The organism is Psychrobacter faecalis, assembly GCF_016107575.1.
GTDB lineage: Bacteria > Pseudomonadota > Gammaproteobacteria > Pseudomonadales > Moraxellaceae > Psychrobacter > Psychrobacter faecalis.
Genome location: NZ_JABAST010000034.1, coordinates 1 through 25192, shown reverse-complemented (window position 1 = coordinate 25192; position 25192 = coordinate 1). Strand labels below are relative to the sequence as shown.

Genomic DNA, 25192 nt, shown 5'->3' with positions numbered 1-25192 from the left:
ATCGGGAAAAATATACTCCGCTAGAAATAAAATAGGTTGCGAAAGTATAAAATTTCTCGCAACCTATTTCTCATAAGAGTGCCATTAGTGAATTTAACTAAAAGGTTTGGTTAAGAACAACCTCCGCAACAAACACCCTCTTCGCCGTGCTTTACTTTTTTCTCGGTTTCTGGTGCGTTTTCTGCCGCCGCTTGTGCTTGCGAATCCTCATTCTGGACTGACTCTACTTCGGCTGCTTGCTTCTCTTTATTACTGTTAAAGATATTTTTAAATAATTGAGCCATTAGCTTATACCTCACATTGAATTAAGAACACACTAAATAATATTTGCTAATCAATGGTGAACTTATCACATCGTAGAAGGCAATTATTTATAAGCATAAATTGCCCTTATCAGCGTAAAACGTCATATTATTTAAATGAGTATAGACCCAAAGTAACAGTACTACAACATAATAATAAGAACTCAGGAGAAAATAATATTTGTTTTAAAATCAATGGTTAACCAAGTTTATCTAAATAAAAAATGGCAGTAGAGACCGTGGTGAACTTGATACGTTTAATCGACAGGAAAACGGTTATGTAGATTTAAACGCGCTACTGGTTTAAATTTTACTGACGTGCTGTGTCTTGTCTACTTCCGATTCTTCCGTGTTTTTAGACGACGCAAACGTTTTTCTTCTTCTTTAGCGATTCTTTTCTCTTCGGCAGCGATGCGTTGTTCGGCGACGACCAATTCTTCAGCTTCCGTCATTGCAGGCGTCTCGAGCGTAATATCGCCAAGCTTGCCACTACGCAGCTCGTTAATCAGAATCTCAGACATGCGGTAAGTATCGACTTGATTGCCCGCGCGCACACAGCCGCGATTGCGTCCCGCCACTTCAAAAAACTCCCAATCAGTCTTGGGTAGCTCTTCGATTTTATAGCGCCTTTTTAGTAGTTCAGGATAGGCGTGCATTAAGTACTCAGCGGTATAACTGGCCACATCAGCGAAGTCAAAAGCGGTATCACGAATACCGCCGGTCGCCGCCAAGCGGTAGCCAGAGTTTTCGTTTTCAACCTTTGGCCATAGCATGCCAGGAGTGTCATAGAGCATGATGTCATCGTCAAGCTTAATCAGCTGCTGCGACTTAGTGACGGCAGGCTCGTCGCCGGTTCTTGCCACGGCGCGTCCTGCCAAGGTATTAATCAAGGTTGATTTACCAACGTTTGGAATACCCATAATCATGGCTTTGATTTGGCGACCGGTGCCGACTTTATTGGGCACCATTTTTTTACATAGCGCAATGATACGTTTGACGTCATCAGCTTTATTATTGTCGCAAGCGATGGCTTTAACACCATCTTGTTGCTCAAGATATTCCATCCACGCTTTGGTCAATTCAGGATCAGCAAGGTCGGCTTTATTTAAAATTTTGATGACCGGTTTTTCGCCACGTAATGCCGCGACCATTGGGTTTTCGCTACTATAAGGAATACGCGCGTCAATTACTTCGATGATGACGTCCATCTGCGGCATGATTTCTTTGATTTCGTTACGGGCCTTGTTCATATGCCCAGGGAACCACTGAATACTTGCTCTCTTATCCATCTGCTTTACTAACCTTTTATAAAAAATGCTCAAAGTAAGACCATCGTCATTTACTTTTTAATGGCGTCCAGTTTACTACATAAGCCAAGTAATGACGCTAAAAAGTAATGATGCTAAAAATGCTCACGTTAACATTTCATTTAACGCACAGAGCAGACTATCCTGCAGACTCGTCTACTAAATCCTCACGCGCTGGTGGTAATGGTGCTAAATAACCAATGACTAAGATTAAGCTACCCGTACCAAGGAAGGAAGTCACTCGCCAAATCGCCTCGGTCTGTGATAAATCGACGATGACCAGTTTTAACACCACAACGCCCAGCAGTCCAATACCCATAAACCATAGTGTTCGCTGTCCATAGCGGCTGGCGATGATAGTGGCGACCAAAGCAATGAGCGTCCATAAAATGGTCAATCCTGTCTGTACCTGCTCGCTATTCCAAGCGCCTCCGGCAACTCCATATAAACCGCCAGTCCATAACGGCGTACCGATAAACGCGTGCAGCGTCCTGACCAGCATACTAGAACCTATCCATAGGCCAATCAGCGCTAAGACAATGAATAGCATATCGTTTTTAGGAATGGCGCTTAATAGTTTTTTCGAGTGCATACCGAATGGCTGACGGAGCAAATAAACACCCAAGCCGTAAAACACCACCAACCATAACGTCACATCATATAAGTTAAATAAAGGAAAGTAGGGCAGTTCCCAGATAATACCATCGTAAGTGAAGTTGGTAAAAATAGCCCAACCTAGTGCGATAGGTACAAAGAGTTTGGCACTGTCTAATAATGCCTGATGCCAATCAAACCAATAAGGCGCAAATGCTGAGGTCGCTGCTCCTGTTTGCGAGTGTGATTGCTTATCATTGTACTGAACCATAGCATGACGCTGTGTCCACCATAATCCAGCTAGCATAAAGGCAACCGGAACTAAAATAGTCATGACGCCTTTTGAATCGGGCAAGCCATAATGCATAGCTTCTGCCAACAGGATAATGCCAGCACCAAGCCAGCTCGCGCTATCAAAACTTTTTAACTCCAATTCTTTATGCCATGTTCTTAACCACAATTTTCCAACGACCAACCAGCCTATGAGTAGCATGATAAATATCGGCCAATGAAAGGTGGTCCATTGATAATCAAACTCATATTTTTGCGGTAGTTGAAACAGTAGCGCGGCATAAAATAGCAGCAATAACCCATGGCTAAACTGCCTAATCTCGCGCCACGAATGATAGTGATTGATTGCCTGATAAATAGCTAGGCTGGTTAAGGTGGCCAATCCTAGCAGCGCCGTCGTTGCTAATCGCCAACTGTCAAGCCATTGGTTAAAATCGATGATCAATACATACAGCAGCCAAACCATTGCAGTAAAGGTCAAAAATCGACCCAAATTTGGACTGCGCCACATCAAGTTAAACGCCATACTTTGGCTATTGATACTGGTAAGCCATTGCTTAGTAGCGAGCTCACCAATGCCCAAGGTTTTAGTATAGGCAGTCAGCGTATGATTGGCGTTAAGCTGGTTGTTGGCGTCATCAATAGGCGAGTTGCTGGCGCGTAAGATAAACATCGTAGCTAGATAGCTGAGCGCCGAAATCGTCAACGCCAACGTTGGATAATCTTTGATCGTAAAGACCACATTTATCATTAGCATCGCGATACTGAGCAGCTGCAATAACAACCCAAACAATACCGACCATGCACGTAGTGAGCGCCGTCCAAACCATACCAGTGCCAGCCCTTGTACCGACCAGCCAAAGGCAATCCATTCTGCATCGAGTGCCAGCGGAATCACCAAGGCTAAAAAGCCAAATCCCAATGCCAGCATACCCTCGGTAATTAAGGCGTAGCGCTGGCTACGCTGGACAAATACCCAGCCAATACCCAAATAAATTGCCGCGAAAATAGCACTGGTGAAGGTCAACCCATTAGGAATAGCTTCTAACAACGCCGCGAATAAACCAAAGGCCAGTATCGGCACGGAAAACAGCAAGCCGGTATCAATAGGGAATATATAGCTGTGGTTTCCTAAATAAAATTTATCTAAATGACTTGGATTCTCTGCACTATCAACGTTAGCTGTATGAGCAAAATTTGCTTCATTAAGTGTGTTATAAGCAATGATTTGCTGCGCGTAGCGAATGACGACAAACAAATATAGTAATACGTGCAGCGCCACTAGCAATACCAACGTCCAGCGCTGCGCCTCAATAACAGCGCTTAAATTTTCCGTCACACCCCAATAGTAAGCCAGTCCAAAGGTGACCATCACGCCGAGTAGATTGAGCATTTTCCAAGTACGGTAATGAGCGATGACAGCAATGGTGACGTTTAATAATAAATAATAGCTAAACAAGGACACTAAATTACCGATATCGCTACTGGTCAATATCGGTGCAAAAAACCCACCAGAAAGTGCCAACAATGCCAACGGTAAAGCGTTTTGGCGCACGGCGAGACCGATGGTGACAGCTGATAAAAGGCCAAGTCCAATAAAGCTCGGCACACTCGCCAGCACGTGATAGACGCTATAGGCAAAAAAGGTCGTCAAGTAAGCAATCGCTAAACCTGCCCCTTGCAGGGTGATGCCATAAGCAAAGCGATTTTTTGCTAATTTTAAACCAAGCGCAGCCAACGCCAATCCAATAATGCCAATGCTCACAAGCTTCAGGGCAATCGGAATTTCGATATAGTCGCTTAATAAGCGCAGCAATAACACCACCCCGACGAGCAACACCAAAACCCCAACGCGCACTACTAAGTTGCCGCCAAAAAACCAGTTTTGCATCGAGTGAATGAGTGAGGTAACGATAGGTAAGGAACGCTCGTCTGGCTCTATCGTTGTAACGGGGGTTCTCGATTTTGTCGATTCTGCTGGCTTTGGCTTTAAGCCGAGGTTTTCTTCTATGGGTTCGGCGCTAGCGTCAGCTGCTGTAACCGAATCTACTGCTGCTAACGGTATCGGTGGCGGCATTGGTGACCGCGAGGTTAAAGAGAGATCGGGCGTTGCTGCAAATTGACTTTCTTGATTGCTATTTATATCGGCGTGAGAAGATTTTGCTGTGATTAAGCCCTCTTTTTGCCGTTTAAGCTCAGCTTGTAGCGCTGTCATATCATGACGCAACTGTCTGATTTGTTGGCTTATCCTGGCGTATAGTATGAGCACCACGATCAATAAAGCCATAAAAGCCAGCCAGCCCAGCTGATTTATCAATAGATATAACATCCTCGTTACTCAATCCCACTTATAATAAAGAGATAATGACGTTATTTGCTCATAAGCACAAGATTGGTCATGGTAGTTATTGTGTATAACGACAAAAAACAGGGGTCGCTTTCTGAGAAAGTGACCCCTGTTTTTTGTCTTATGCTTTGTATTAACACTCGTTATAGTGAGCGTTTATACAACTTGATTGATGATATCTTTAAAATCATTCACCAAGATTGGTTTTCATAAATTCAAGCATGTTGTCCCAGCTTTGCTTAGCAGCCGTTTCGTTGTAGCCAAGGTCAACATCATTTTTGGCCGCGCGTTCATCGGCGTGCGGATTGGTAAAGCCATGTTTGGCACCGTCATAGACATCAATCGTGTAGTTAACATCGGCAGCATCTAGCTCTGTTTTTAGACCTTCGATTGCCTCCATCGACACCATCGAATCATCACGGCCGTGAGCGACCAATACTTTGGCTGTAAAGTTCTTGTCGGCTGGCTGTTTTGCTGATGGGTTGCCATGGAAAGTTGCGACGGCTTTTAATGGCATGCCTTCGCGTGCCATATCGAGCACCACTTTACCGCCAAAGCAATAACCAATCGCCGCTAAGTTATCGCGATTAACCGCCAGTTGATCACCAAAGTCATTGAGTATTAAGCGGCAACGTGCCATTAGCATGTCTTGATCAGCAAGTACTTGCTCCATCCACATATTGGCCATCGACGCGTCGCTGGTCAGCTTGCCTTCACCGTAAACGTCCATCGCCACCGCCGCATAGCCTGCTTTTGCCAAGCGCTCAACGACGGACTTTGGATGATCGACCACGCCCCACCATTCTGGCGCCACCAAAATACCTGCTACTGGATTGTCCTCTGAGGCAGATTCTGGCAGCGCCACATAGCTGATAAGCTCAACGTTATTTTCGGTAGTGCTGATCAATTCAAAAGTCTTAATTGACATATTATTGTCCTTTTTTTATGTTATGAAGGGGGTTTTATAAATGGCTGTTTTATAAATAACTACTTTATAAATGCTTGTTTTATAAGTATTAACTGTTCGTATTTTGCTTCATTCTTTTATTTACTTCTCCTACCTTAACGCCCAAGCATACCAAAAACAGCTATAATACTGTAACGCTCTTTATCAAAATGCTACGGCGACTTTATGACACTCAATTTGCTCAATCAATCTGAATCTCAATTAGCATCCGCTCTAGATTCCAAAACAACAACTGATTCAGATTCAGCGACGCAATCTGCTGTGCGCTTATTTCCTCACAGCCAAAACGATGCTAATGATCTATTGCGTCCGCAGTTTTGGTCACGTTTTGCGCTGTCAGAGCTAAACCATAGCGAATGGGAAGCGCTATGCGATGGTTGCGGTAGCTGCTGCCTAATTAAATACATCGATGATGAGAATATCAGCGATGACAATAATCATGAAGCAGAAATGGTTGAATATACCGATGTCACTTGTCAGCTGATGGATTGCACGACCGGTTATTGCAAGCATTACGCCACCCGCCAAGAGCACGTGCCAGACTGTATTCAGCTAACTATGGAGAATTTGCCGCAGATGATGTGGCTGCCGTCGCACTGTGCTTATAAGCGCTTGTATAAAGGACAAGATTTACCAAATTGGCATTTGTTATTGACGGGAGATGCGGTGGCAACTCAGCAGCAGATGCGCGCTGCCAATGTTGGCGTAGCAGGGCGCTGTATTTCTGAGATTGGCATAACAGATGAGGAGATGGAGGAGCGGGTGGTAAATTGGGTTCAGCCCTAACCTAAATTTTTTTATAAAGGGTTTAATCTATGTTTATGCTTAATGAACAATGGATTTAACGTCGCAATACCGCTTTGGAGAGTAGCTGCACCTCTTCGAAAACCTCAGCTATTCTTTAGAGTCCTGCGCGGCAGATTTGGCACTCGCTTCCGCATCGGCTTGTGAATCTGCCAGTGGCGGGATAGGAATATCTTGCCGAATTTGCTTGGAGAACTCGCGGCTATTGATAGCGCTGTTTCCTGCCAAATTATCAAAGCCGCGAACCTTTGGATTGATATGCGTGCGCTCGTACCACGTGTCCATTGACCAAGGCTGACCGTCTTTTTCAGGGTTGGCGTCGAGCATGCCAACGTCGTATAAGTAGTTTGGTAGCCAGCCCGATACCCAAATTCGGTAATCCCATGGCAGACGGTCGCCACTGACAATACGCGCCATATAAAAGATAATATTGGTACAGTTGCTCATCAACGTATTGTACCAAGTTGGTTTGGCATTCAATTCATCGGCGGCAGTTAAGTAAGACTCAAATAACGACTTGACCTCGTGCTGTTGTAGATTGCTGACCGGAAACAGATAAACTTGCTCACCGCGAGCATTACTACGGGTATAAATGATATCGCGCTCTTCAGCAGCAATCAGGCTCAGCTCAAAACGCCTAAAAAACCCTGCCAATGCCGAAAACGACTCGCCTTCTTCTTTACGAATCTCAAATGAGAAGGCGAGCGGTCTATCATCTTCAAAGCGGAAACTGACCAAAGTATGCGCAATCAGCGGCCCCATCCAATAGGAGTTGGTCACATCGACGCCAGAGAGTTTTGACATATCAATGGTGCGCGTGTCCCAGTGTTCAGCCGCCTCTTTATCAGTACGCCAATCAAAATTACGCACATTGGTGAGCGTGACTAAGTTAGGATTATTGGCGTCACGGCGATAGGTGACCCTTTCGCTGACTTCCGCCATCCAGTCGCGGTCTTGTTTGGGCTCGATAGAAAAGAACCAACCCAAACCGATAAACCAAACTGCGCCATATAAACCGATGAGCCATTTAACGGCCACTTTTTTATCCGGCGCTGTTAAATTATTTGATGGCTGATTACCTCGATTTTTTGGACTTTTTGACCAATGCCTTTTTGTTGCATAAGCTGCCTTAGCCAGCGCCGCTAAAATGCCGACTATCATAAGGGTCATAAGCCACGTAATTGGTGAGCGTATGCCAAACTGATACCAGATTGCCATTAACAGCCAAATAGTAGATAGGAGCAACGTAGTAACGATTAAAAGCTGCGCGAGGTAATAGCGCCAAGTCCGCTTTTGCTGGCGATCATAAGCTGCCCCATGCTCTAAGCGATTGCTGTTTGCGAGCGGCGAGAGCAGGCGAGAAAAAAAGGCACGTAGCGACATAGGTTTGACTTTGAGGGATGAAGGCTTTGACCATAGCAAAGTTTACAACACACTGACAATACAATTTGAGTGAATTTGTCGTTGAATGTCCGTAAGCCTTGCGATAAAGTGAAACTTATTAAGCTGGTCTATTTTTATCTATACTTATATAGTTGTCATTTATCGTTATGATAGGATTTTATAGATAATTTGTCCTTTATTTAAATATTTTGACCATTATCTAAATATAAAGTCGCTGTTTTATTTACTATTTTAATCCCCATTTAGATTTAAGATTTTAATTGCTATTTACTATTTTCTTTGATTACTGCTATTAACTAAAGAGGTTAAATCACATCATCATGTCCGAAGACGCTCCAAGCCCGAGTAGTTGGTCGATGCGCGGCTTAAAACGCTGGCTATCGACCGCCCCCGAAACCCGTGATGAACTGATACGTTTGGTGCAAGACTCGCGCCAGTTCTTAGAACCCGATACCGTGGATATGTTGGAAGGTGTCCTTGATTTGCCTGCCACCCAAGTTCGCGAAATCATGACCCCGCGCCCGCAAGTGGTTGGGCTGCACGAAAGCGCTAGCTTAGCTGAAGTGATGGATATCATTCTTGAGACCACACACTCGCGCTATCCGGTCTTTGATAGCCAAGACGATGATGCCGTTATCGGTATTTTATTGGCAAAAGATTTGATTCCCATCCTCGTACACATGGTGCGAGATCAAGAAGATAAAATTGACAGTCAACGTTTACGAGACTTGGTGCGTCAGCCGCTTTATATCAGCGAAACGGCACGCTCTGATACTTTGCTACGCTCATTACAGCGCACCCAAGTGCATATGGCGATTGTCGTCGATGAGTTTGGTAACTTCGCTGGTGTGGTAACGATGGAAGATTTGCTCGAAGAAATCGTTGGCGATATCGTCGATGAGCATGATGACTTCGATGAAGACAGTGATATCAATAATATCGTCGCCGATCCTGAAAGACCAAATACGTGGCGCGTGCAAGCATCGACAGTGATTGAAGACTGTAACGATGAGCTTGGCGCCCACTTTGATGATACCGATGTTGATACTATGGGCGGTTTGGTGATGCAAGCGCTCGGTCATGTTGGCGATTTAGAAGGTGAAAGCGTGGTGATAGACGATTGGCAAATTACCATTACCGATGTTGAAGGGCGCTTTATTCAAAATCTTGAGCTGTCTAAAATCAATGCTGACCAGCAAATATTAATAGGTAGCCATTAATTTATTGATGTTTATCACTTAAGCTTGGCACTTAAAGATCAGCTCGGCATTTAAATATAAAAAAACACGATTGCGGTCGTGTTTTTTTTTGCTTTTAAAATGGGCATTTTGCAACGCAATGTTACCTATTGAGTGATTTAGACTGGTATCATGGGCAGGTTTAATTTTTGAGCGCTGTATTGAGCAGCTAACGATTGGCTACCAATTCCAGCGCTAACTGAATAAAACAAAGTTAATATGTAAGTTTTAAACGACTGAAAAATAAGGTTTTGGATAACTGCTATGCGTCTGTCTACTGTTGATTTGCAAAAACGTCTAAACCCCGATAAGCCCAAGGGCTTGCCGCTGGTGTTGACCATATTGATTGCGTGGCTGGCAGGCGCAGTGTTTATCTTTGCCCTCGCGCCGTATGGTTTTTGGCCGGTGGCGTTGGTGTCGCCCGCTATTTTGTATGCCTTACTGATGCCTGATATGACAGGCAAGCGTGCTTTTGTTATCGGTCAAGCTTATGGCACCGGGCTTTGGTGCGTCGGGGCGTTTTGGCTGTATACCTCAATCCATGTCTATGGCGATACGCCAGTGTGGCTCGCGCTAATTATGATTGCGCTGATGGGCCTTGGGATGGGCTTGTTTCATGGCTTTTTGGCGCTGATTTTTAATCGTGTCGTCGGTAAGCAGCCGTTATCCTTTGCCGCGCTTTGGGTATTGCAAGAGTGGATGAAAACTTGGCTATTTACCGGTTTTCCGTGGTTATTTGTCGGTTATGCCTTTACCGAGCAGTATTGGCTATCGTCATTAGCGCCCATTGCTGGTGTGTTTGCGGTGTCTTTTGTGGCAGTATTATTGGCGGCAAGTTTGGTTGAGCTATTGCGTCGCCGCGGCGGTTATATGATTCCTACTGCCGCACTACTTATTGTCAGCTGCGCGTTATGGTTGCTAAATCCGCAATGGACAAAACCAAAGGGCACGCCTGACTTATCGGTATCATTAATTCAAGGTAATATTCCACAAGATTTAAAATGGCTGACTGAATATCAGGTAGAAACGCTAAAAATTTATGCCACCCTGTCCAGTACCGAATGGGGCAGCGACATGATCTTGTGGCCAGAGTCTTCCATTCCCATGTTTCAAGATGAAGCGCTAGGTTTTATCAGTGAAGTGGTCAAAGTGGCCAAAGAAACCGATACCACGTGGGTCACTGGTATCCCTTATAAGGATACCGCGGCTTTTGATGCCAAGACCGATAAATACCCGCCGTTTTATAATAGTGTCATTGCTTTAGGTGCGGACGCTGAAGGGCTATATAAAAAACAGCGTTTGGTACCTTTTGGCGAATATATTCCTTTTGAGGGTATGCTAGATATCTTGCCAAACCTTGCTGGTAGCCAAGATATCATGAGCTATAGCCGCGGTAGTGATAATCAATCACCGCTGCGCGTGCGTGGTCATAACTTGGGCGCTGCGGTTTGCTATGAAGTTGCCTATCCTGACACCACGCGCAAAAACGCCATCAATACTGACTTTTTATTGACCATCTCTAACGATGCGTGGTTTGGTAGCTCGGCAGGTCCGCTCCAGCATTTGCAAATGGTCCAAATGCGCGCGCTTGAAAACGGCCGCTGGTTTATGCGCGCCACCAATACTGGCGTTACGGCTATCATTGACCATAAAGGTCATATCGTAAAGCGCGCACCGCAGTTTGAGCGCACCGTCTTACGCGGAAATGTGCAGGCACGCGTTGGTAATACGCCTTATATGCGCGCGGGTAATTATCCTATTTTAATCATTATTGCGCTTCTGCTATTATTAAGCTATCTTGGCAAGCGTGCGACCCCGCAGAGACGTTTGGTCAAATAAAAAATACCCATAGGCTTTGGTTGTAAGTTTTTTCGCTAATAAACCCTTTAAATCGTTAAGGGTTTTCACAAATCGATATAAATTGCGATATAATAGGCCAATATTTTAAATATTTTGTGCAAGGTGGATAAGGTATGTCAGAACATATTGTCGAAAACAATCCCAAGAAAGAGTTCCTATTTGCCTTAGGCGGTGTTGCCTTATTTTTAGGTATCGTCTTATTAATCGGCATTTCTGGCTATTTGCGTCCAGCAGGCGAGCATATCACTGCTGAGAGCACCGAAGCGGCTGCTGAAACAGAGGCAACTGCGGCAGAAGAAACTGCGCCCGCTGCAACCGCACCTACTGAAAATCCAGCAGATGCTACCGTAACCCCAGCTGCTGATACTGATGGTACGGTTGTTGCTGCTGAATCTGGCACCGCAACTGCTGAGGGTACTGTCAATCAAGCGGCAGTACCTGATGATGCTAACTTGACAGCAGAAGAAGCCGATGCGGATTTGGATGGTGGTGAGGGTGCAGAGTTAACGCATACTTGGAAAACTGAAGAGTAAGCTTGTGACCTAAGTATTTTGTTATAAAAACAAATACTTGTATAAATATAGTCAGATACCCGTAATTAAGTACAACTGTTGTGACGATACTTTATTCTAAGAGTGAAAATACTCTAGAAGCTAACATTAAAGACCTGTGCTTGGTTAACTGAGCACAGGTTTTTTTGTAGGTATTTGTGTAATTATTGAATAACTTTTTCTTTACTTGACCATAACCAAGTGAAACAATAATGCGCCTATGTGACCGCTTAGCAAAATAAACAGGAGTTTGGTCGTCATTACAGTGGTCTTTAAAGGAATAAAGTTATGAGCAGAGACTCAAAAGTAAATGTTAGTGAAGCTGAATTGGCAGCACTGGATAATGGGTTTATGGGGCACCCAAAGCCACTACGCCCGCTGTTTTTTACCGAAATGTGGGAACGCTTTTCTTATTATAGTATTCGTCCGTTATTAGTACTGTTTATGGTAGCCACCGTTGGCAGCGGCGGTTTTGGCTTTGATGAAGTCACCGCTTCTGCTATTTATGGTATTTTCGCCGGTTCATTATATTTGGCGGCAGTACCGGGCGGTTGGCTCGCTGATAACTGGCTTGGTCAAGAGCGTGCCTTATGGTGGGGCAGCGTGATTATCGCCCTCGGTCATTTATGTATTGCGCTCTCCGCCATATTTGGCATGACGCTATTTTTTGTTGGTTTGATATGTATTGTATTAGGGTCAGGGTTATTTAAAACCTGTATCTCCGTCATGGTAGGCGCTTTGTATAAAAAAGGCGATGTGCGCCGTGATGGTGGTTTTACCTTGTTTTATATGGGCATTAATATTGGCGCCCTTTTAGCAGCGCTCATCGTTGGGGTGTTTAAAGAAAAGGGCATGTGGCACGCAGGTTTCGGTGTTGGTGGTATCGGTATGCTGATATCATTACTGATCTACCGTTTTTCTGCGCAAAAAACCTTGACCCACTATGCCCAAGCCAAAAATATAAAACCTGAGTGGGAACACGCCAATGACCGCTATAAAAACATCGGTCGCTGGGTAATTGGTTTCTTGGTGTTATTGGCAGCGGTTGTGGTTTTGGTGGCAAGTGGTATGTTACCGTTCAATCCTGAAACGGTCGCTGAATATATGACTTATATCATTGCCGCGGTGGTGATAGGCTACTTTGCGGTTATGTTTGTCTCGCCGCGTCTTGATAAAACCGATAAGCTGCGCCTACTGACTTGCTTTATTTTAATCATTGGCTCAACGCTATTTTGGTCAAGCTTTGAGCAGCAGCCAACCTCGTTTAACCTATTTGCCGATCGCTATACTGACTTGAACGTCTTAGGGTTTGAGATACCGAGTATTTGGTTCCAATCTTTAAACCCGTTGTTTATTTTATTGCTGGCGCCCATTGTTAGTATTGTTTGGGTCAAGCTTGGCAAACGCGGTCTTGAACCTAATAGTATGACCAAGTTTGCGCTCGGGATGTTGATTACCGCGGCAGGCTTCTCGTTGATGATATTTGCCTCAAAAAGCATCTTGACCAGTGACGGCGGCTTAGCATCGCCATTATGGCTCGTGGGTAGTTTATTACTATTAACTTTAGGGGAGCTGGCGCTGAGTCCAGTAGGGTTATCCTCAATGACCAAGCTTGCTCCAAAAGGCATGCAAGGGCAAATGATGGGATTATTCTTTGCCTCTGTCGCCATGGGTAACTTGGTCGCTGCGTTCTTTGGTGGTCACGTTTCAGCCGACAAGATCGAAGGCTTACCAACACTATTTACCACCATGACCATCTTTTTGGTGGTGACCGCAGTGGTGTTATTAGTACTGGCAAAACCTATCAATAACATGCTGGTCAAAAGTGAGCAAGCCGATAAAGCGGCTCAGTAAATAAAGCGTTAAGAAGATGGTGAAGATTAATTAAGCCTATTTAGCTTATTTATAGTAGCAATCGTCCCTATAAACGCCAAAAGATAAGACGTGTTACCATAATCGGTAGCACGTTTTATTGTTTCAATCAGTGAGTTATTTCTCTATCGCCATTGAAAGCCTGCTATCTGCCCAAACATCTAGAGAGGCGCTGCTTTAATACTATTATTAAAATACTATTACTAAGCTGAAATTAATAATAGCTCGGCTAAACGCCTAAGCACTCTTACTCATTTATATAGCTATCATTCTAAAAATAGTAAACCCTTTATAGGCAAATATAACGCTGTATTTAACATTGATAAATTTATTTGCCTCAATAAGACGGCTACTCATAGTCGCCTCTCAAGCGTTTTTTTTAACTCTCATTTTTAAAAGTAATAAGGACACCTTTCATGAATAAACAACACATCCACGAGCGTATTGATAGCCTACGCCAAACGCTAGCGGCACAAGATTTAACGGCGATTATCGTGCCGTCAGCAGACCCGCATTTGTCTGAGTACTTGCCAGAATATTGGCAAGCGCGTCTATGGTTATCAGGCTTTACAGGTTCGGTTGGTACACTGGTCGTTACCGCTGACTTTGCTGGCCTATGGACAGACAGTCGCTACTGGGTACACGCCGCGCATCAGCTAGAAGGCACGGGTATTACTTTGGAAAAACTGGCTCCTGGTCAGCCAAATCATATCGATTGGCTAGCGCAAAACTTAACCGAAGGCGATAGCGTGGCGGTGGATGGTAATGTATTGTCTATCGCTGAGCAAGACAGATTGCTTGATGCGTTTGATGCTAACGATATTACTTTAATCACTGAGCGCGATGTGTTGACAGACATATGGAACGACCGTCCAGCATTGCCATCAGCACAGCTCTACCAACACGATGCGCAGTTTATCGATCAGCCCGCCAGCTCAAAACTTGCTGCCGTGCGCGCAGGCATGAAGGAGGCAGGCGCAAGCCATCACTTGCTGTCAAGCTTAGATGATATTGCTTGGTTGACCAACTTACGCGGTGCAGACGTCGATTATAATCCGGTATTTTTAGCGCATATGCTCATTAGCGAAGATAAAGCGGCCTTGTTTGTTGATAATCATAAAGTCAGTAGCGAGATTGAAAAAGCGCTAAAAGACAGCGGTATCACGCTTGCAGATTATGATGCGGTGCAAGAGGCATTAGCTACCTTAACGCCAGAAGATATATTATTGTTAGACCCAAGCAAAGTGGCGGTCGGTACGTTATCAAAAATGGCCGACGATGTTGGCTTTATTGAGCAAATGGCGCCAAGTACGTTACTCAAATCAGTGAAGTCTGCGGCGGATATCGAGCATGTACGCGAAGCGATGCGTCAAGATGGCGCGGCGTTAAGTGAGTTTTTTGCGACATTTGAAAAACGCCTAGCAGACGGTGAGCGTTTGAGTGAGCTGGATGTCGATAGTATGCTCATCGAAGTTCGTAGTCAGCAGCCGCATTATGTGTCGCCAAGCTTTCCAACCATCGCAGGCTTTAACGAAAACGGCGCCTTGCCGCATTACCGTGCGACGCCAGAAAAATTCAGCTACCTTGATGTCGCTGAAGGCGAGGGCGGCTTATTGCTCATTGACTCAGGTGCGCAATATCAAAACGGTACCACCGATATCACCCGCGTGGTCGGGATTGGACAAGTAAGTTCTGAGCATAAACGCGACTTTACCACCGTGCTTAAAGCCCATATCGCCTTAGCAAAAGCGCATTTCCCTGATGGTATTGCGTCACCGCTCATCGATGCGATTTGCCGTGCACCCTTGTGGCAAGCACAGATGGACTATGGTCATGGTACCGGTCATGGCGTTGGTTATTTCTTAAACGTCCATGAAGGCCCGCAGGTCATTGCTTATAGTGCCAGCACGCCAAAAGAGCGCGCGATGAAAGAAGGGATGATATCTAGTAATGAGCCAGGTTTATACCGCGAGGGCAAATGGGGTATTCGTATCGAAAACTTGGTGGTCAATACGCCGGTTGCGAATCCGACTGAGACTGAGTTTGGACAATTCCTACACTTTGAAACCATCACTTACTGCCCCATTGATACCCGTTTGATTGAGCCTGCACTATTAACCCAATTCGAGATTGATTGGCTCAATGATTATCATAGCCAAGTCTATGCCGAGCTAAAAGATCGCGTTAAAGGTGCAGCACTTGAGTGGCTAACCGAGCGTACTAAAGCTATCTAAGGCAAAAACTTATATTCTTGAATTGAAGATATTAAAAAGCCCCGTCAATATCGATGGGGCTTTTTAATCTCTAGTTATACGAAGAAACTCCTAATTTAAATCAGGTTTTTTATAGCTAATGAATGTTTTTCTTGGCGATATTTTCATTACTTTTAATAGTAGTGGTGGTATCAGGTTCGGTTAAATGCTGTGCCAATTCGGCCCGTAACCAAGATTTTAAATTCTCAGAAATTTGCATCATTTGCTCGCTTAAATAGTCATCGACATGCATCTCAAGCTCGCGAATTAATTCTGGGTGACTCGCGCCAAGTTTAGTATCTTTTAAAGACAAAGGAATAGCGGCGTCTGAAACAGCTTTATCGATAACGGTTTTCATATTATGATCGTTTGCGCCATTTACCACATTGGCAGTTTCTTGAATGGATTTTTTATCAGTGTCAGTATCAGCAGTAGTTTTCGTAGCATCTGTTTTAGTAGCTTCCAGTTTTTCTACTGCGTCAGTGTCATTTTTACTAGTAATATTTTTACTACTATCATTGTCATCAACACTGGTAGCTCGTTTATGATCTAGCTGCTCATCGTGCTGTTGCTCTTGTTTCGCCGCTGCTGCCTCTAATGCTTCTTCTTCTTTCTGCTTAGCGTCTGCTACTGCTTTTGCCTGTTTTTCTTTTTCTACACGTTCTTCTTCTTCTAAACGCTCTTTTTCGGCAGCCGCTCGCTCTTGCGCTTGTTTTTCGGCAATGGCTTTGGCAATCGCTTGTTCAGCTTCATGATTTTCATAAAGATTATCAAGATGGGCGTCTAAGTCATGAGTGCTAAAAACAAAGGTTTCAAATGGCGTGTCGTGTTGTAAGAGGGTGGTGATATCGGTAAGTTCTTGGGTGATAGAGGCGCGTACAGGGTCTGGCGCACACGTCCAGCGCTGATAAAACTGATGGGAAAATGAGTAGCTTGACATGGTATCTTCCATAAATGTTGCATAAAATTACCCCTTATCATACGCAAGTACGATAAGGGGCTGCAAGTGGTCAAACGTAGCAAATCTGACACCAAGGTTACAACGGCTAAAATAATAGTTTTTTAACATTTATTTAGCGTTTTTAACGTTGTTTTAGGCGTTTTAGCTTGATGGTTGCACCGGCCAACGAGCGAATATAAGCGACCCATTGGTGCCACCAAAACCAAAGCTATTGGAGACTGCATATTGCAGATTATCAACTTTACGTGATTGGTTGGCCACGTAATCGAGATTGCAGTTGTCTTCAACATTATCTAAGTTAATGGTCGGCGGTACCTGCTGATGTTGCAGGGCAAGCACAGTAAAGATAGCCTCGATACCACCAGCGGCACCCAATAAATGACCGGTCATCGATTTGGTCGAGCTGACCAAAATGCTGTCTTTAACGGGCGCAAAAACGGTTTCAATCGCAATGGATTCGGCAACATCACCAGCAGGCGTACTGGTACCGTGGGCATTGACGTAGCCAACCGCGGCAGGCTCAATACCGGCATCGTTTAGTGCGTTGCGCATGGCGCGAGCCGCACCGCTACCATCTTCTGGTGGTGCGGTAATGTGGCTGGCATCGTCACTCATCCCAAAGCCAACCAGCTCAGCAAGTATCGTTGCGCCGCGCGCTTTAGCATGGGCAAGGCTTTCAAGGACGACGACACCCGCGCCATCACCGAGTACAAAGCCATCACGCTCTTTATCAAACGGACGCGAGGCTTTGGTTGGCTCATCATTACGAGTTGAGAGGGCATGCATCGCCCCAAAACCTGACATTCCAAGCGGGCTCGAGCCTTTTTCACTACCACCTGCCAGCATCACATCGGCATCGCCATAGGCAATCAAGCGCGCAGCAAGTCCGATAGCGTGGGTCGCGGTGGTACAAGCAGTCGAGGTCGCCAGGTTTGGGCCTTGTAAAGTATGCTTAATAGCGACCAAACCTGCAGCCATATTAACGATAGAACCTGGAATGATAAAGGGCGAAACCTTCATAGCGCCTTTGTCACGTAGGGTATCACGGCTGTTTTCAATGGTTTGGATACCGCCAATGCCTGACCCTAATATTACGCCAAAGCGCTCTTGCTCGACATCTTGTACAGGTGTATCAGCTGCGCTAACTTCATCGATAAAACCCGCGTCTTTTAACGCCATAGCCGAAGCTGCAACGGCATAATGCATAAATTCATCATAGCGGCGCGCGTCTTTAGCATTCATATATTGCTTGGCGTCAAAATCCTTGACCACACCCGCAATTTGCGCCCGATAGTCGGTTGCATCAAAATGAGTAATGGGCGTGATACCGCTCTCGCCATTAAGTAGACGCGTCCACGAGCTTGCGACGTCTAATCCTAAAGGTGTCACCGCACCCATACCCGTCACCACCACACGCATCTCATCTGGGCGTTCATAATGGGGCGGCTTTTGGCGCAGAGTTTGCTGGATAGTGGCAGCATTAGAGTCGGCGGCTTGCGCGTTTGGTGAACTGCTATATTGGCTCATGCGATATATCCTGTACGTGCGATCCTAAAAAGAAGGTATTTTAACCGTCATTATAAAACACATTAGTGCACGTATGTAAACTAAAATTTAAACAATTAGAGGCTTATTAAGCAAAACAAACTTGACCCAATACCACGCCTTTACTTGCGCCAGTGACCGCTGGCAAGTTACCAGTTTCTCCCATTAGGGTTTGCCGTGCCAACCATGCAAAGGCAACGGCTTCGACCCAAGCGGGGTTCAGCCCTAAGCTGGCCGTAGTTTCTACTTTGCAGTGAGGTAAATGCGCCTGCAAGCGAGTCATCAAGTAATCATTTAAGGCACCGCCACCGCAGACATAAACCGAGCTGTTTTCATTTGCCTTAATAAACATATTGATTTGCATACTGGCACTCATCGCCGTCAGCTCGGTCAATGTTGCCTGCACATCAGCTGACGAATAGCGAATATGGGCAGAGGCTTGGTCAAATTTTTGCAGCTCGCTTTGTAGCCACGCTAAGTTAAAGTCTTCACGCCCTGTGCTTTTCGGATAGGTTCGCGCAAAAAATGGATGCTCTATCAGTTGATTAAGTAACGGCTCAACGACTTGTCCTGACTGCGCCCATGCGCCACCAGCATCATAATCTTTATCCGTATGCAATGCCGTCCACGCATCGAGTAATAAATTGGCAGGGCCGGTATCATAACCAATCACCGAGCTATTATTAACAACAGCATCATTAGCATTAATAGAGCTGTCATTGGCTGGTAAGACGGTGATATTGGCAATACCGCCCAAGTTTAATAACACTCGCGTGCTATCAGGCATGGCAAATAATGCTTGATGAAAGGCAGGTACTAAGGGCGCGCCTTGACCACCGACGGCCATATCGCGGCGGCGAAAGTCGCTGACCACGCTAATACCAGTACGCTCGGCGATGATATTGGCATCGAGCAGTTGCAAACTAAATCCCATTTGCGGACGATGGCGCACCGTTTGACCATGGCAGCCAATCGCTAGCACCGACTCTACATCGGTATTGGACTGCTGCAATAGATTATTGACCACGTCGCTGGCAAATTCAGCATATTCCTTACTTGCCCAGCCAAACCAGTCTAATTCGCTGCTTGGTTCGCCCATTGTCGAGGTTAATTCTTGCACACCATTTGGCTGACAAAGTGCCAATAACACCTCACGCAGGCGTGGCGGAAAATCTTGGCTAATAGACGCTAATAGCCGTAGCGGTTGTTGGATGTTTTCTTCACCACCGAATTGACAAAGTACCGCATCCATACCATCCAAGCTGGTGCCAGACATCATGCCGATATATAAGCCATCATCGAAGTTTTCAAATACCGTTTGCTCAAGCGCATCGGTCAAGGTGGCATAATTCAAATCGTCATCTAAAGTTTTGTCCAAAGTGTTATTTAAATTATCGTCATAATTGATAGTTGAATCAGTATTATCATTAGTATCAGCAATCGATGCAGGGTTGGTCATGGCAATTTACCTTAAAAAACGCTAGTATATCTCTCAAATTCTAACATCTTTTACGGGCTACGAAATTCTAATTGGCCCAAACGCGTTACCCTTTAAATAAAGACAATAAAGAGAGCATCATGACCACCCAAACTTACACCCTAGAAGAACAACTTGCCCTGATTCAGCGCGGTACGCAAGAAATCCTATCGGAAGACGATTTGGTTAAAAAGTTAAAACTGAATCGCCCGCTGCGTATCAAGGCAGGCTTTGATCCCACCGCGCCTGACTTACATTTAGGTCATACCGTGCTGATTAATAAGCTGAAGCATTTTCAAGACTTGGGTCATGAGATTTATTTCCTAATCGGTGATTATACCGCCAAGATTGGTGATCCATCTGGCAAAAACAGCACACGCCCGCCGTTGACCGATGAGCAAATCAAAGTCAACGCGCAGACTTATGCGGAACAAGTCTTTAAGATTTTGGATAAAGAAAAAACCAAGATTGTCTTTAACTCTGAATGGTTTAAAGACATGTCAGCGGGCGATATGATTCAGCTTTCTAGCCAGTTGACCGTTTCACGCATGCTTGAGCGTGATGATTTCTCTAAACGCTATGCGGCGCAAACGCCAATTGCTATCCATGAGTTTTTATACCCATTGGTGCAAGGCTATGACTCTATCGCGCTAAAAGCCGACGTCGAGCTTGGCGGTACGGACCAAACCTTTAATATCTTAATGGGACGTACTTTGCAAGGTCGTTATGGGCAAGAGCCACAAGTTTGTATCACCGTGCCAATCTTAGAAGGGCTGGACGGCGTTAATAAAATGTCTAAGTCACTCGGCAACTACGTCGGTATTTACGATGCGCCGGGCACCATGTACCAAAAACTGCTGTCGATGCCAGATACCTTAATTCGTCGCTACTTTGAATTTTTAAGCTTTAAGCCGATGGAAGAAGTCGAAGCGTTAATGGCAGAGATGGAAAACGGTCGCAACCCACAAGAAATCAAACGTATTCTTGCTGAAGAATTGATTGAACGCTTCCATGATGCGGATGCTGCTGCTAATGCGCATAAATCAGCAGGTAACGTATTGGCTGATGGCGAATTGCCAGTCGATTTACCAGAAGTGACGTTAGAGTTAGAAGGGCAGGACGCATTATTTATCACGCAAATCCTAAACCAAGCAGAGCTTGCCAAAAATAGCTCATCGGCTAAAGATATGATTAAACGCGGCGCGGTAAAAGTAGATGGCGAAGTGGTCGATGCAGGCTTTAGTTTAACGTCTGGTCAGACAGTCGTTATCCAAGCAGGTAAAAAGGCTTATGCAAAAGTGACAGTTGCTTAAATTGACTAGTTTCAATAATTCAGGTAATCATTAAAGATAAGGTCGATATTGATTGTTGACCTTATTTATTTTGCGTTATGAATTTACTGCGACAGTATTTAGCTCGTGTACTTAAGATATAAATGAGGATTTAATCATGACAGAAAAAACGGTTTGCCAAGGCATTTACCGCCATTATAAAGGCAGTCTTTACCAAGTTTTGCATACCGCGCAGCATTCAGAAACCGAAGAAGCGCTAGTCGTTTACCGCTGCCTATACGGTGAGTATGGCGTGTGGGTACGACCATTAGCGATGTTTACTGAAACGGTTGAAGTTGATGGTAAAGAAATACCGAGATTTGAGCTGATTAAAGCCTTAGCTGATTAAGGCTTTAAAAATACTTAAAACTCATTGCTCAAATAAAAAGCGTCTTTTAAGGTCGCTTTTTTTATATGAGTAAGGCGATCAAATGAATCCAAGCACACAATCTGTGCTGCTATTCGATAGCAAATGACTGTAATAGGAAACGTATATAATAGATACTATATGTACTAAATAATAGTTTCACTGTTTAATAAGGATGTTAGCCGATGGGCAAGTTAACTTTAGCATTGCTTGATAGCAGCTTATATCCACAAAGCTGGCAGCAGCAAATATTTACCAATCCGCGCGCGCTATTGCTAGCCATGCTCATGACAGAAAATATGCCAGATGCCGAAGCATTTACAAAGCAATTATTAGCCAATGATGTTTATCAAGATTGGATAAATAGCAGCGTCTTTGGTCGCTATCTACACCGTAATTTTACGGCGTTTTATCGACAAACAGAAGACAGTTTTAATACCGATATGCCAGCGTTATTTCGCCGCGAGCTTATGCGCCACGCCCAGTGTTTACCAATAGAGCAAGTATTCTTTTTTGCAGGGGATTTAGCAAAAAGCGTGCGCCAGACAAAGGTGTTAATCACAACGCTCAATCCTGCCACCGCGATTATTGATGCTCAACAGTTAAGTGCAAAATCTACTATGAATAATCCGACCATGATTATCAATCAGATAGTAATTAAAGGTAAGCAAGTTTTAGGATTTCCGATACGTCATAATAAACGTACCAGCGAGCGCACGCGTAATGAGGTATTGATTTTGGATTTTCAGGAATTGCGCTTGGTCAATGAAGAGAATGTCATGGCCAAAAAAAGAAGCAACATAGATGCGACTATATTGCTTCGGTCTTATGAATTACGTTAATAAACCGAATGGTCGGCTAAACCTTTAAGAGTCTTGCTTAGCAATCGTTAGACCGTTGTAGGTTTGCGCAACCGGCATCACTTCTAAACGATTGACGTTAATATGGGCAGGCGATTCAATCAGCCATAACAAGATATCGCCAATATCGTCACCGGTCATGGTTTTAAAGCCATCATAAACTTGAGCGGCTTTCTCGTCATCGCCATGATAGCGCACGTTTGAAAATTCAGTGCCCGCCACATTACCCGGTTCAAGATTGGTCACGCGCACTTGCGTACCGAGTAAGTCCGCCCGCAGATTTAAGCTAAATTGTTTGACAAAGGCTTTGGTCGCACCATAGACGTTACCACCAAAATAAGGCCAACTGCCCGCAATTGAACCAACATTAATAATATAACCGCTATCGCGTGCGACCATGGCTGGCAAGACAGCATGAGTCAACGCCATCAAACCTTTAACATTGGTATCAATCATACGCATCCAATCATCAAGACTGGCGTTGTGCGCAGGCTCGGTGCCAAGTGCCAGTCCAGCGTTATTCACCAAGACATCGATTTGACTAAAGTCAGCCGGCAAGTCAGCAATGATTTGTGGAATAGACGCCGTGTCACTGACATCCATGACCACAGGTAAAAATGCTTCGCCCAACGTATTTGCCAAAGCGTTTAGCTTATCTAAGCGTCTGGCACAGCCAATCACGCGATGACCATTGGCAACCAAACGCTCAGCTAATGCTTTACCGAAACCGGCGCTTGCCCCTGTAATCAATACGTTCATCTTATATCCTTATCATTGATGTTGCGTGCTTCATAATTTTTATGACGATAGCTTGTTTTGGTTTAAAGGCGTTGTCTTACTTGTTAAATAACTGCTTACCAAAGATTTTATCGCCCGCATCGCCAAGACCGGGAATGATATAGCCATGCTCGTCTAAATGGCTGTCGAGTGCGGCAGTATAAATGGTCACATCAGGATGGGCTTCATTCACCAAACGCACGCCTTCAGGCGCGGCAACCAAGACCAATGCCTTGATATTAGTACAGCCATTTTTCTTTAGCATCTCGATGGTTGCAACCATTGAGCCGCCAGTCGCTAACATTGGGTCAATGATAAGGGCTGGGCGTTTGTCCATGTGGCTGACAAATTTTTCAAAAAACGGCACAGGCTGCAAGGTTTCTTCGTCGCGCTGTAAACCGACGACAGAGATTTTCGCCGTTGGGATTAAATCGAGCACGCCGTCGAGCATACCGATACCAGCACGCAAAATAGGGACAATAGTCACAGTTTTGCCCGAAATTTGCTCACCAGTGATTTCACCACACCAGCCTTGCATCGGGAAGCTTTCGATTTCAAAGTCACGGCTCGCTTCATACGCCATCAAGCGCGCAAGCTCTTTGGTTAGGGTGCGAAATTTATAGGTGCTACAGTCTTTTTCACGCATAAGGCTGAGTTTATGACGGACTAACGGGTGATCAATAACGGTGATTTTTAAGTCATTCATAAGGTCTCTCTTGATTTTTCGCTGATGCTTGCGCAGTTACTGCGGTTGCTATTAGTAATAAAGATACAAACACTTACTGCACTTCAACCCTATACCTAGACCATCAATAGTAAGCTTAATGCTTTAATAAAAAAGTAAGCCAAAGGCATTTATAACAAGGTTAGTTTTATTTAAGCAAACTATGTTCGACTATGATAACGCCCTTACAAATGAAGTAGTGTTTAGGCTTGCTATGATAACAAAAAAACTGCTTTTCTGATGAAGAATCTTATGACTACACAACCATCCCATACCCATGATAATACTGATAAATTGGATACCAACTCGTTATTGCCCGAAGCGCGCACCGCAGAAGTAGAAACCCATCCCTTTGGTCCAGTATTACCGCCCGATGCTACGGTGATGATGATGGGTACTTTTCCACCGACTGCTGATAAATGGGCAATGCGCTTTCACTATCCGAACTTTTATAATGATATGTGGCGTATCTATGGCAGCGTATTCTTTGATGACATTGATTATTTTAGAGTAGGCGATGAAAAGCGTTTTGACCCTGAGCGTATTCGTGCCTTTATGTTCGAGCGCGGCATTGCCTCTTGTCCTACCGTTACTCAAGCTATTCGGGAAACAGGTAATGCCTCGGACAAAAACCTCACCGTTGTCACCCCCGTTGATTTAGATATTATCTTGCCACAAGTGCCAAAGGTTGAAACCTTATTTACCACCGGCGGTAAAGCCACTGAGGTGCTGCTTAGTTTATTATCCGAGCCACCTGCCAAATCAAAATACCCTAAGACCAACCAAAGCATGGATTACCCTTATAAATGGCAAAATGATAATAATAAAAAATCCAATGTAAATAGTCTTACCTTATATAGGTTGCCTTCAACGTCACGCGCCTATCCTTTAGCGTTAGATAAAAAAGTCGCTGCTTATAAGGATTTCTTTAAAAAGATAGGTAAACTATAAAAGCGTTATGTATAAAAGAGGATTATATAGACAGCTTCCATATAGAAGAAATAAGCGATTTTAAGCAGAAAATGCAGTCTATGATAAAGGTAAAATTATTTTTAACCCTAACTGACTGATAAATAAACAGTATTAATGACAAGGTCAGATAATCGTTAAAATAGCGGATAAACCCCCTTGACCCCCTACTAAAAGCGCGTATAATGCCACCCAGTCGAAAGGGAAGGGCGTTTACAAAGAGCTTTGGCACTGAATAAACACCCATTAGCGAGAAAGGACACATCAAACTACTTTTACGTAGACTGATAAAACTTTCAAACTAAATAAAAATAACTTCTTGACTAATTAAAATAAGCGTCTATAATACGCACCTCATTAGGGAGAACCGGAACAACTTATATGTCAATTAC

20 protein-coding genes are annotated in these 25192 nt (G+C 44.5%); 10 read left to right on the top strand and 10 right to left on the bottom strand.

The features are described from left to right. Positions 1-110: 110 nt before the first annotated feature. The 4 genes from JFC07_RS10330 to JFC07_RS10315 form a co-directional block, all read right to left on the bottom strand. Positions 111-284: a CCGSCS motif protein gene (locus JFC07_RS10330; RefSeq protein WP_198328993.1), complete on the bottom strand. Its 174-nt coding sequence runs from the start codon at positions 282-284 to the stop codon at positions 111-113. Between the two features lie 350 nt (positions 285-634). Continuing rightward, positions 635-1591, bottom strand: a complete 957-nt coding sequence (gene ylqF / locus JFC07_RS10325) for a ribosome biogenesis GTPase YlqF (RefSeq protein ID WP_198328992.1) — start codon at positions 1589-1591, stop codon at positions 635-637. 157 nt (positions 1592-1748) lie between these two features. Further along, positions 1749-4781: a DUF2339 domain-containing protein gene (locus tag JFC07_RS10320; protein WP_227678304.1), complete on the bottom strand. Its 3033-nt coding sequence runs from the start codon at positions 4779-4781 to the stop codon at positions 1749-1751. A 247-nt stretch (positions 4782-5028) separates the two neighbouring features. Next, positions 5029-5769: a dienelactone hydrolase family protein gene (locus JFC07_RS10315; protein ID WP_198328990.1), complete on the bottom strand. Its 741-nt coding sequence runs from the start codon at positions 5767-5769 to the stop codon at positions 5029-5031. A gap of 204 nt (positions 5770-5973) precedes the next feature. Here JFC07_RS10315 and JFC07_RS10310 point away from each other — a divergent pair, with 204 nt between their 5' ends. Continuing rightward, complete coding sequence (locus JFC07_RS10310; protein ID WP_198328989.1) at positions 5974-6594, top strand: YcgN family cysteine cluster protein; 621 nt, start codon at positions 5974-5976, stop codon at positions 6592-6594. A 108-nt stretch (positions 6595-6702) separates the two neighbouring features. On the opposite strand, the gene JFC07_RS10305 is transcribed toward JFC07_RS10310, so the two are convergent. Continuing rightward, complete coding sequence (locus tag JFC07_RS10305; protein ID WP_198328988.1) at positions 6703-7995, bottom strand: Lnb N-terminal periplasmic domain-containing protein; 1293 nt, start codon at positions 7993-7995, stop codon at positions 6703-6705. 341 nt (positions 7996-8336) lie between these two features. Here JFC07_RS10305 and JFC07_RS10300 point away from each other — a divergent pair, with 341 nt between their 5' ends. The 5 genes from JFC07_RS10300 (at position 8337) to JFC07_RS10280 (ending at position 15771) form a co-directional block, all read left to right on the top strand. After that, positions 8337-9236 carry a CorC family transporter gene (locus JFC07_RS10300; protein ID WP_068403676.1) on the top strand — a complete coding sequence of 300 codons (900 nt, stop codon included), beginning with the start codon at positions 8337-8339 and terminating at the stop codon, positions 9234-9236. 282 nt (positions 9237-9518) lie between these two features. Next, entirely contained in the window at positions 9519-11093 is a 1575-nt protein-coding gene (gene lnt, locus JFC07_RS10295) for an apolipoprotein N-acyltransferase (protein WP_144297657.1), read from the top strand. Positions 11094-11227: 134 nt separating this feature from the next. Continuing rightward, a complete protein-coding gene (locus JFC07_RS10290; protein WP_198328987.1) occupies positions 11228-11647 on the top strand; it encodes a hypothetical protein in 420 nt (139 codons plus the stop codon). A gap of 306 nt (positions 11648-11953) precedes the next feature. Then, entirely contained in the window at positions 11954-13519 is a 1566-nt protein-coding gene (locus JFC07_RS10285) for a peptide MFS transporter (RefSeq protein ID WP_068403671.1), read from the top strand. Between the two features lie 434 nt (positions 13520-13953). After that, entirely contained in the window at positions 13954-15771 is a 1818-nt protein-coding gene (locus JFC07_RS10280; RefSeq protein WP_068403669.1) for an aminopeptidase P family protein, read from the top strand. A 115-nt stretch (positions 15772-15886) separates the two neighbouring features. Here JFC07_RS10280 and JFC07_RS10275 read toward each other — a convergent pair whose 3' ends face one another. From JFC07_RS10275 to JFC07_RS10265, 3 genes are all read right to left on the bottom strand, one after another. After that, on the bottom strand, positions 15887-16741 hold the full coding sequence (locus JFC07_RS10275; RefSeq protein ID WP_198328986.1) for a hypothetical protein: 855 nt from the start codon (positions 16739-16741) through the stop codon (positions 15887-15889). Between the two features lie 150 nt (positions 16742-16891). Continuing rightward, positions 16892-18277, bottom strand: a complete 1386-nt coding sequence (gene fabF, locus JFC07_RS10270; RefSeq protein WP_156508470.1) for a beta-ketoacyl-ACP synthase II — start codon at positions 18275-18277, stop codon at positions 16892-16894. Between the two features lie 106 nt (positions 18278-18383). Beyond that, complete coding sequence (locus JFC07_RS10265) at positions 18384-19754, bottom strand: anhydro-N-acetylmuramic acid kinase (protein WP_198328985.1); 1371 nt, start codon at positions 19752-19754, stop codon at positions 18384-18386. A 119-nt stretch (positions 19755-19873) separates the two neighbouring features. Between JFC07_RS10265 and tyrS the strand changes: the two genes are divergently transcribed. The 3 genes from tyrS (at position 19874) to JFC07_RS10250 (ending at position 22312) form a co-directional block, all read left to right on the top strand. Then, positions 19874-21085: a tyrosine--tRNA ligase gene (gene tyrS, locus JFC07_RS10260; protein ID WP_068403761.1), complete on the top strand. Its 1212-nt coding sequence runs from the start codon at positions 19874-19876 to the stop codon at positions 21083-21085. A 136-nt stretch (positions 21086-21221) separates the two neighbouring features. After that, the gene (locus JFC07_RS10255) at positions 21222-21452 is read left to right on the top strand and encodes a DUF1653 domain-containing protein (protein WP_068403663.1); all 231 of its coding nucleotides are present in this window, start codon (positions 21222-21224) and stop codon (positions 21450-21452) included. Positions 21453-21655: 203 nt separating this feature from the next. Beyond that, positions 21656-22312 (top strand): hypothetical protein, encoded by a 657-nt coding sequence (locus JFC07_RS10250; protein WP_068403661.1) that lies wholly within the window; start codon positions 21656-21658, stop codon positions 22310-22312. Between the two features lie 24 nt (positions 22313-22336). Here the strand turns inward: JFC07_RS10250 and JFC07_RS10245 are convergent, their stop codons facing one another. Then, positions 22337-23089 carry an SDR family NAD(P)-dependent oxidoreductase gene (locus JFC07_RS10245; RefSeq protein WP_068403658.1) on the bottom strand — a complete coding sequence of 251 codons (753 nt, stop codon included), beginning with the start codon at positions 23087-23089 and terminating at the stop codon, positions 22337-22339. Between the two features lie 76 nt (positions 23090-23165). Next, entirely contained in the window at positions 23166-23813 is a 648-nt protein-coding gene (upp, locus tag JFC07_RS10240) for a uracil phosphoribosyltransferase (protein ID WP_068403656.1), read from the bottom strand. Positions 23814-24083: 270 nt separating this feature from the next. Between upp and JFC07_RS10235 the strand changes: the two genes are divergently transcribed. Beyond that, the gene (locus tag JFC07_RS10235; RefSeq protein WP_068403759.1) at positions 24084-24782 is read left to right on the top strand and encodes a DNA glycosylase; all 699 of its coding nucleotides are present in this window, start codon (positions 24084-24086) and stop codon (positions 24780-24782) included. The last annotated feature ends 410 nt before the right edge of the window (positions 24783-25192 follow it).

Excerpts from the sequence above, each read along its gene's own strand:
- JFC07_RS10330 (WP_198328993.1), bottom strand. The coding sequence starts at position 284 with ATGGCTCAATTATTTAAAAATATCTTTAACAGTAATAAAGAGAAGCAA.
- ylqF (WP_198328992.1), bottom strand. The coding sequence starts at position 1,591 with ATGGATAAGAGAGCAAGTATTCAGTGGTTCCCTGGGCATATGAACAAG.
- JFC07_RS10320 (WP_227678304.1), bottom strand. The coding sequence starts at position 4,781 with ATGGCTTTATTGATCGTGGTGCTCATACTATACGCCAGGATAAGCCAA.
- JFC07_RS10315 (WP_198328990.1), bottom strand. The coding sequence starts at position 5,769 with ATGTCAATTAAGACTTTTGAATTGATCAGCACTACCGAAAATAACGTT.
- JFC07_RS10310 (WP_198328989.1), top strand. The coding sequence starts at position 5,974 with ATGACACTCAATTTGCTCAATCAATCTGAATCTCAATTAGCATCCGCT.
- JFC07_RS10305 (WP_198328988.1), bottom strand. The coding sequence starts at position 7,995 with ATGTCGCTACGTGCCTTTTTTTCTCGCCTGCTCTCGCCGCTCGCAAAC.
- JFC07_RS10300 (WP_068403676.1), top strand. The coding sequence starts at position 8,337 with ATGTCCGAAGACGCTCCAAGCCCGAGTAGTTGGTCGATGCGCGGCTTA.
- lnt (WP_144297657.1), top strand. The coding sequence starts at position 9,519 with ATGCGTCTGTCTACTGTTGATTTGCAAAAACGTCTAAACCCCGATAAG.
- JFC07_RS10290 (WP_198328987.1), top strand. The coding sequence starts at position 11,228 with ATGTCAGAACATATTGTCGAAAACAATCCCAAGAAAGAGTTCCTATTT.
- JFC07_RS10285 (WP_068403671.1), top strand. The coding sequence starts at position 11,954 with ATGAGCAGAGACTCAAAAGTAAATGTTAGTGAAGCTGAATTGGCAGCA.
- JFC07_RS10280 (WP_068403669.1), top strand. The coding sequence starts at position 13,954 with ATGAATAAACAACACATCCACGAGCGTATTGATAGCCTACGCCAAACG.
- JFC07_RS10275 (WP_198328986.1), bottom strand. The coding sequence starts at position 16,741 with ATGGAAGATACCATGTCAAGCTACTCATTTTCCCATCAGTTTTATCAG.
- fabF (WP_156508470.1), bottom strand. The coding sequence starts at position 18,277 with ATGAGCCAATATAGCAGTTCACCAAACGCGCAAGCCGCCGACTCTAAT.
- JFC07_RS10265 (WP_198328985.1), bottom strand. The coding sequence starts at position 19,754 with ATGACCAACCCTGCATCGATTGCTGATACTAATGATAATACTGATTCA.
- tyrS (WP_068403761.1), top strand. The coding sequence starts at position 19,874 with ATGACCACCCAAACTTACACCCTAGAAGAACAACTTGCCCTGATTCAG.
- JFC07_RS10255 (WP_068403663.1), top strand. The coding sequence starts at position 21,222 with ATGACAGAAAAAACGGTTTGCCAAGGCATTTACCGCCATTATAAAGGC.
- JFC07_RS10250 (WP_068403661.1), top strand. The coding sequence starts at position 21,656 with ATGGGCAAGTTAACTTTAGCATTGCTTGATAGCAGCTTATATCCACAA.
- JFC07_RS10245 (WP_068403658.1), bottom strand. The coding sequence starts at position 23,089 with ATGAACGTATTGATTACAGGGGCAAGCGCCGGTTTCGGTAAAGCATTA.
- upp (WP_068403656.1), bottom strand. The coding sequence starts at position 23,813 with ATGAATGACTTAAAAATCACCGTTATTGATCACCCGTTAGTCCGTCAT.
- JFC07_RS10235 (WP_068403759.1), top strand. The coding sequence starts at position 24,084 with ATGACTACACAACCATCCCATACCCATGATAATACTGATAAATTGGAT.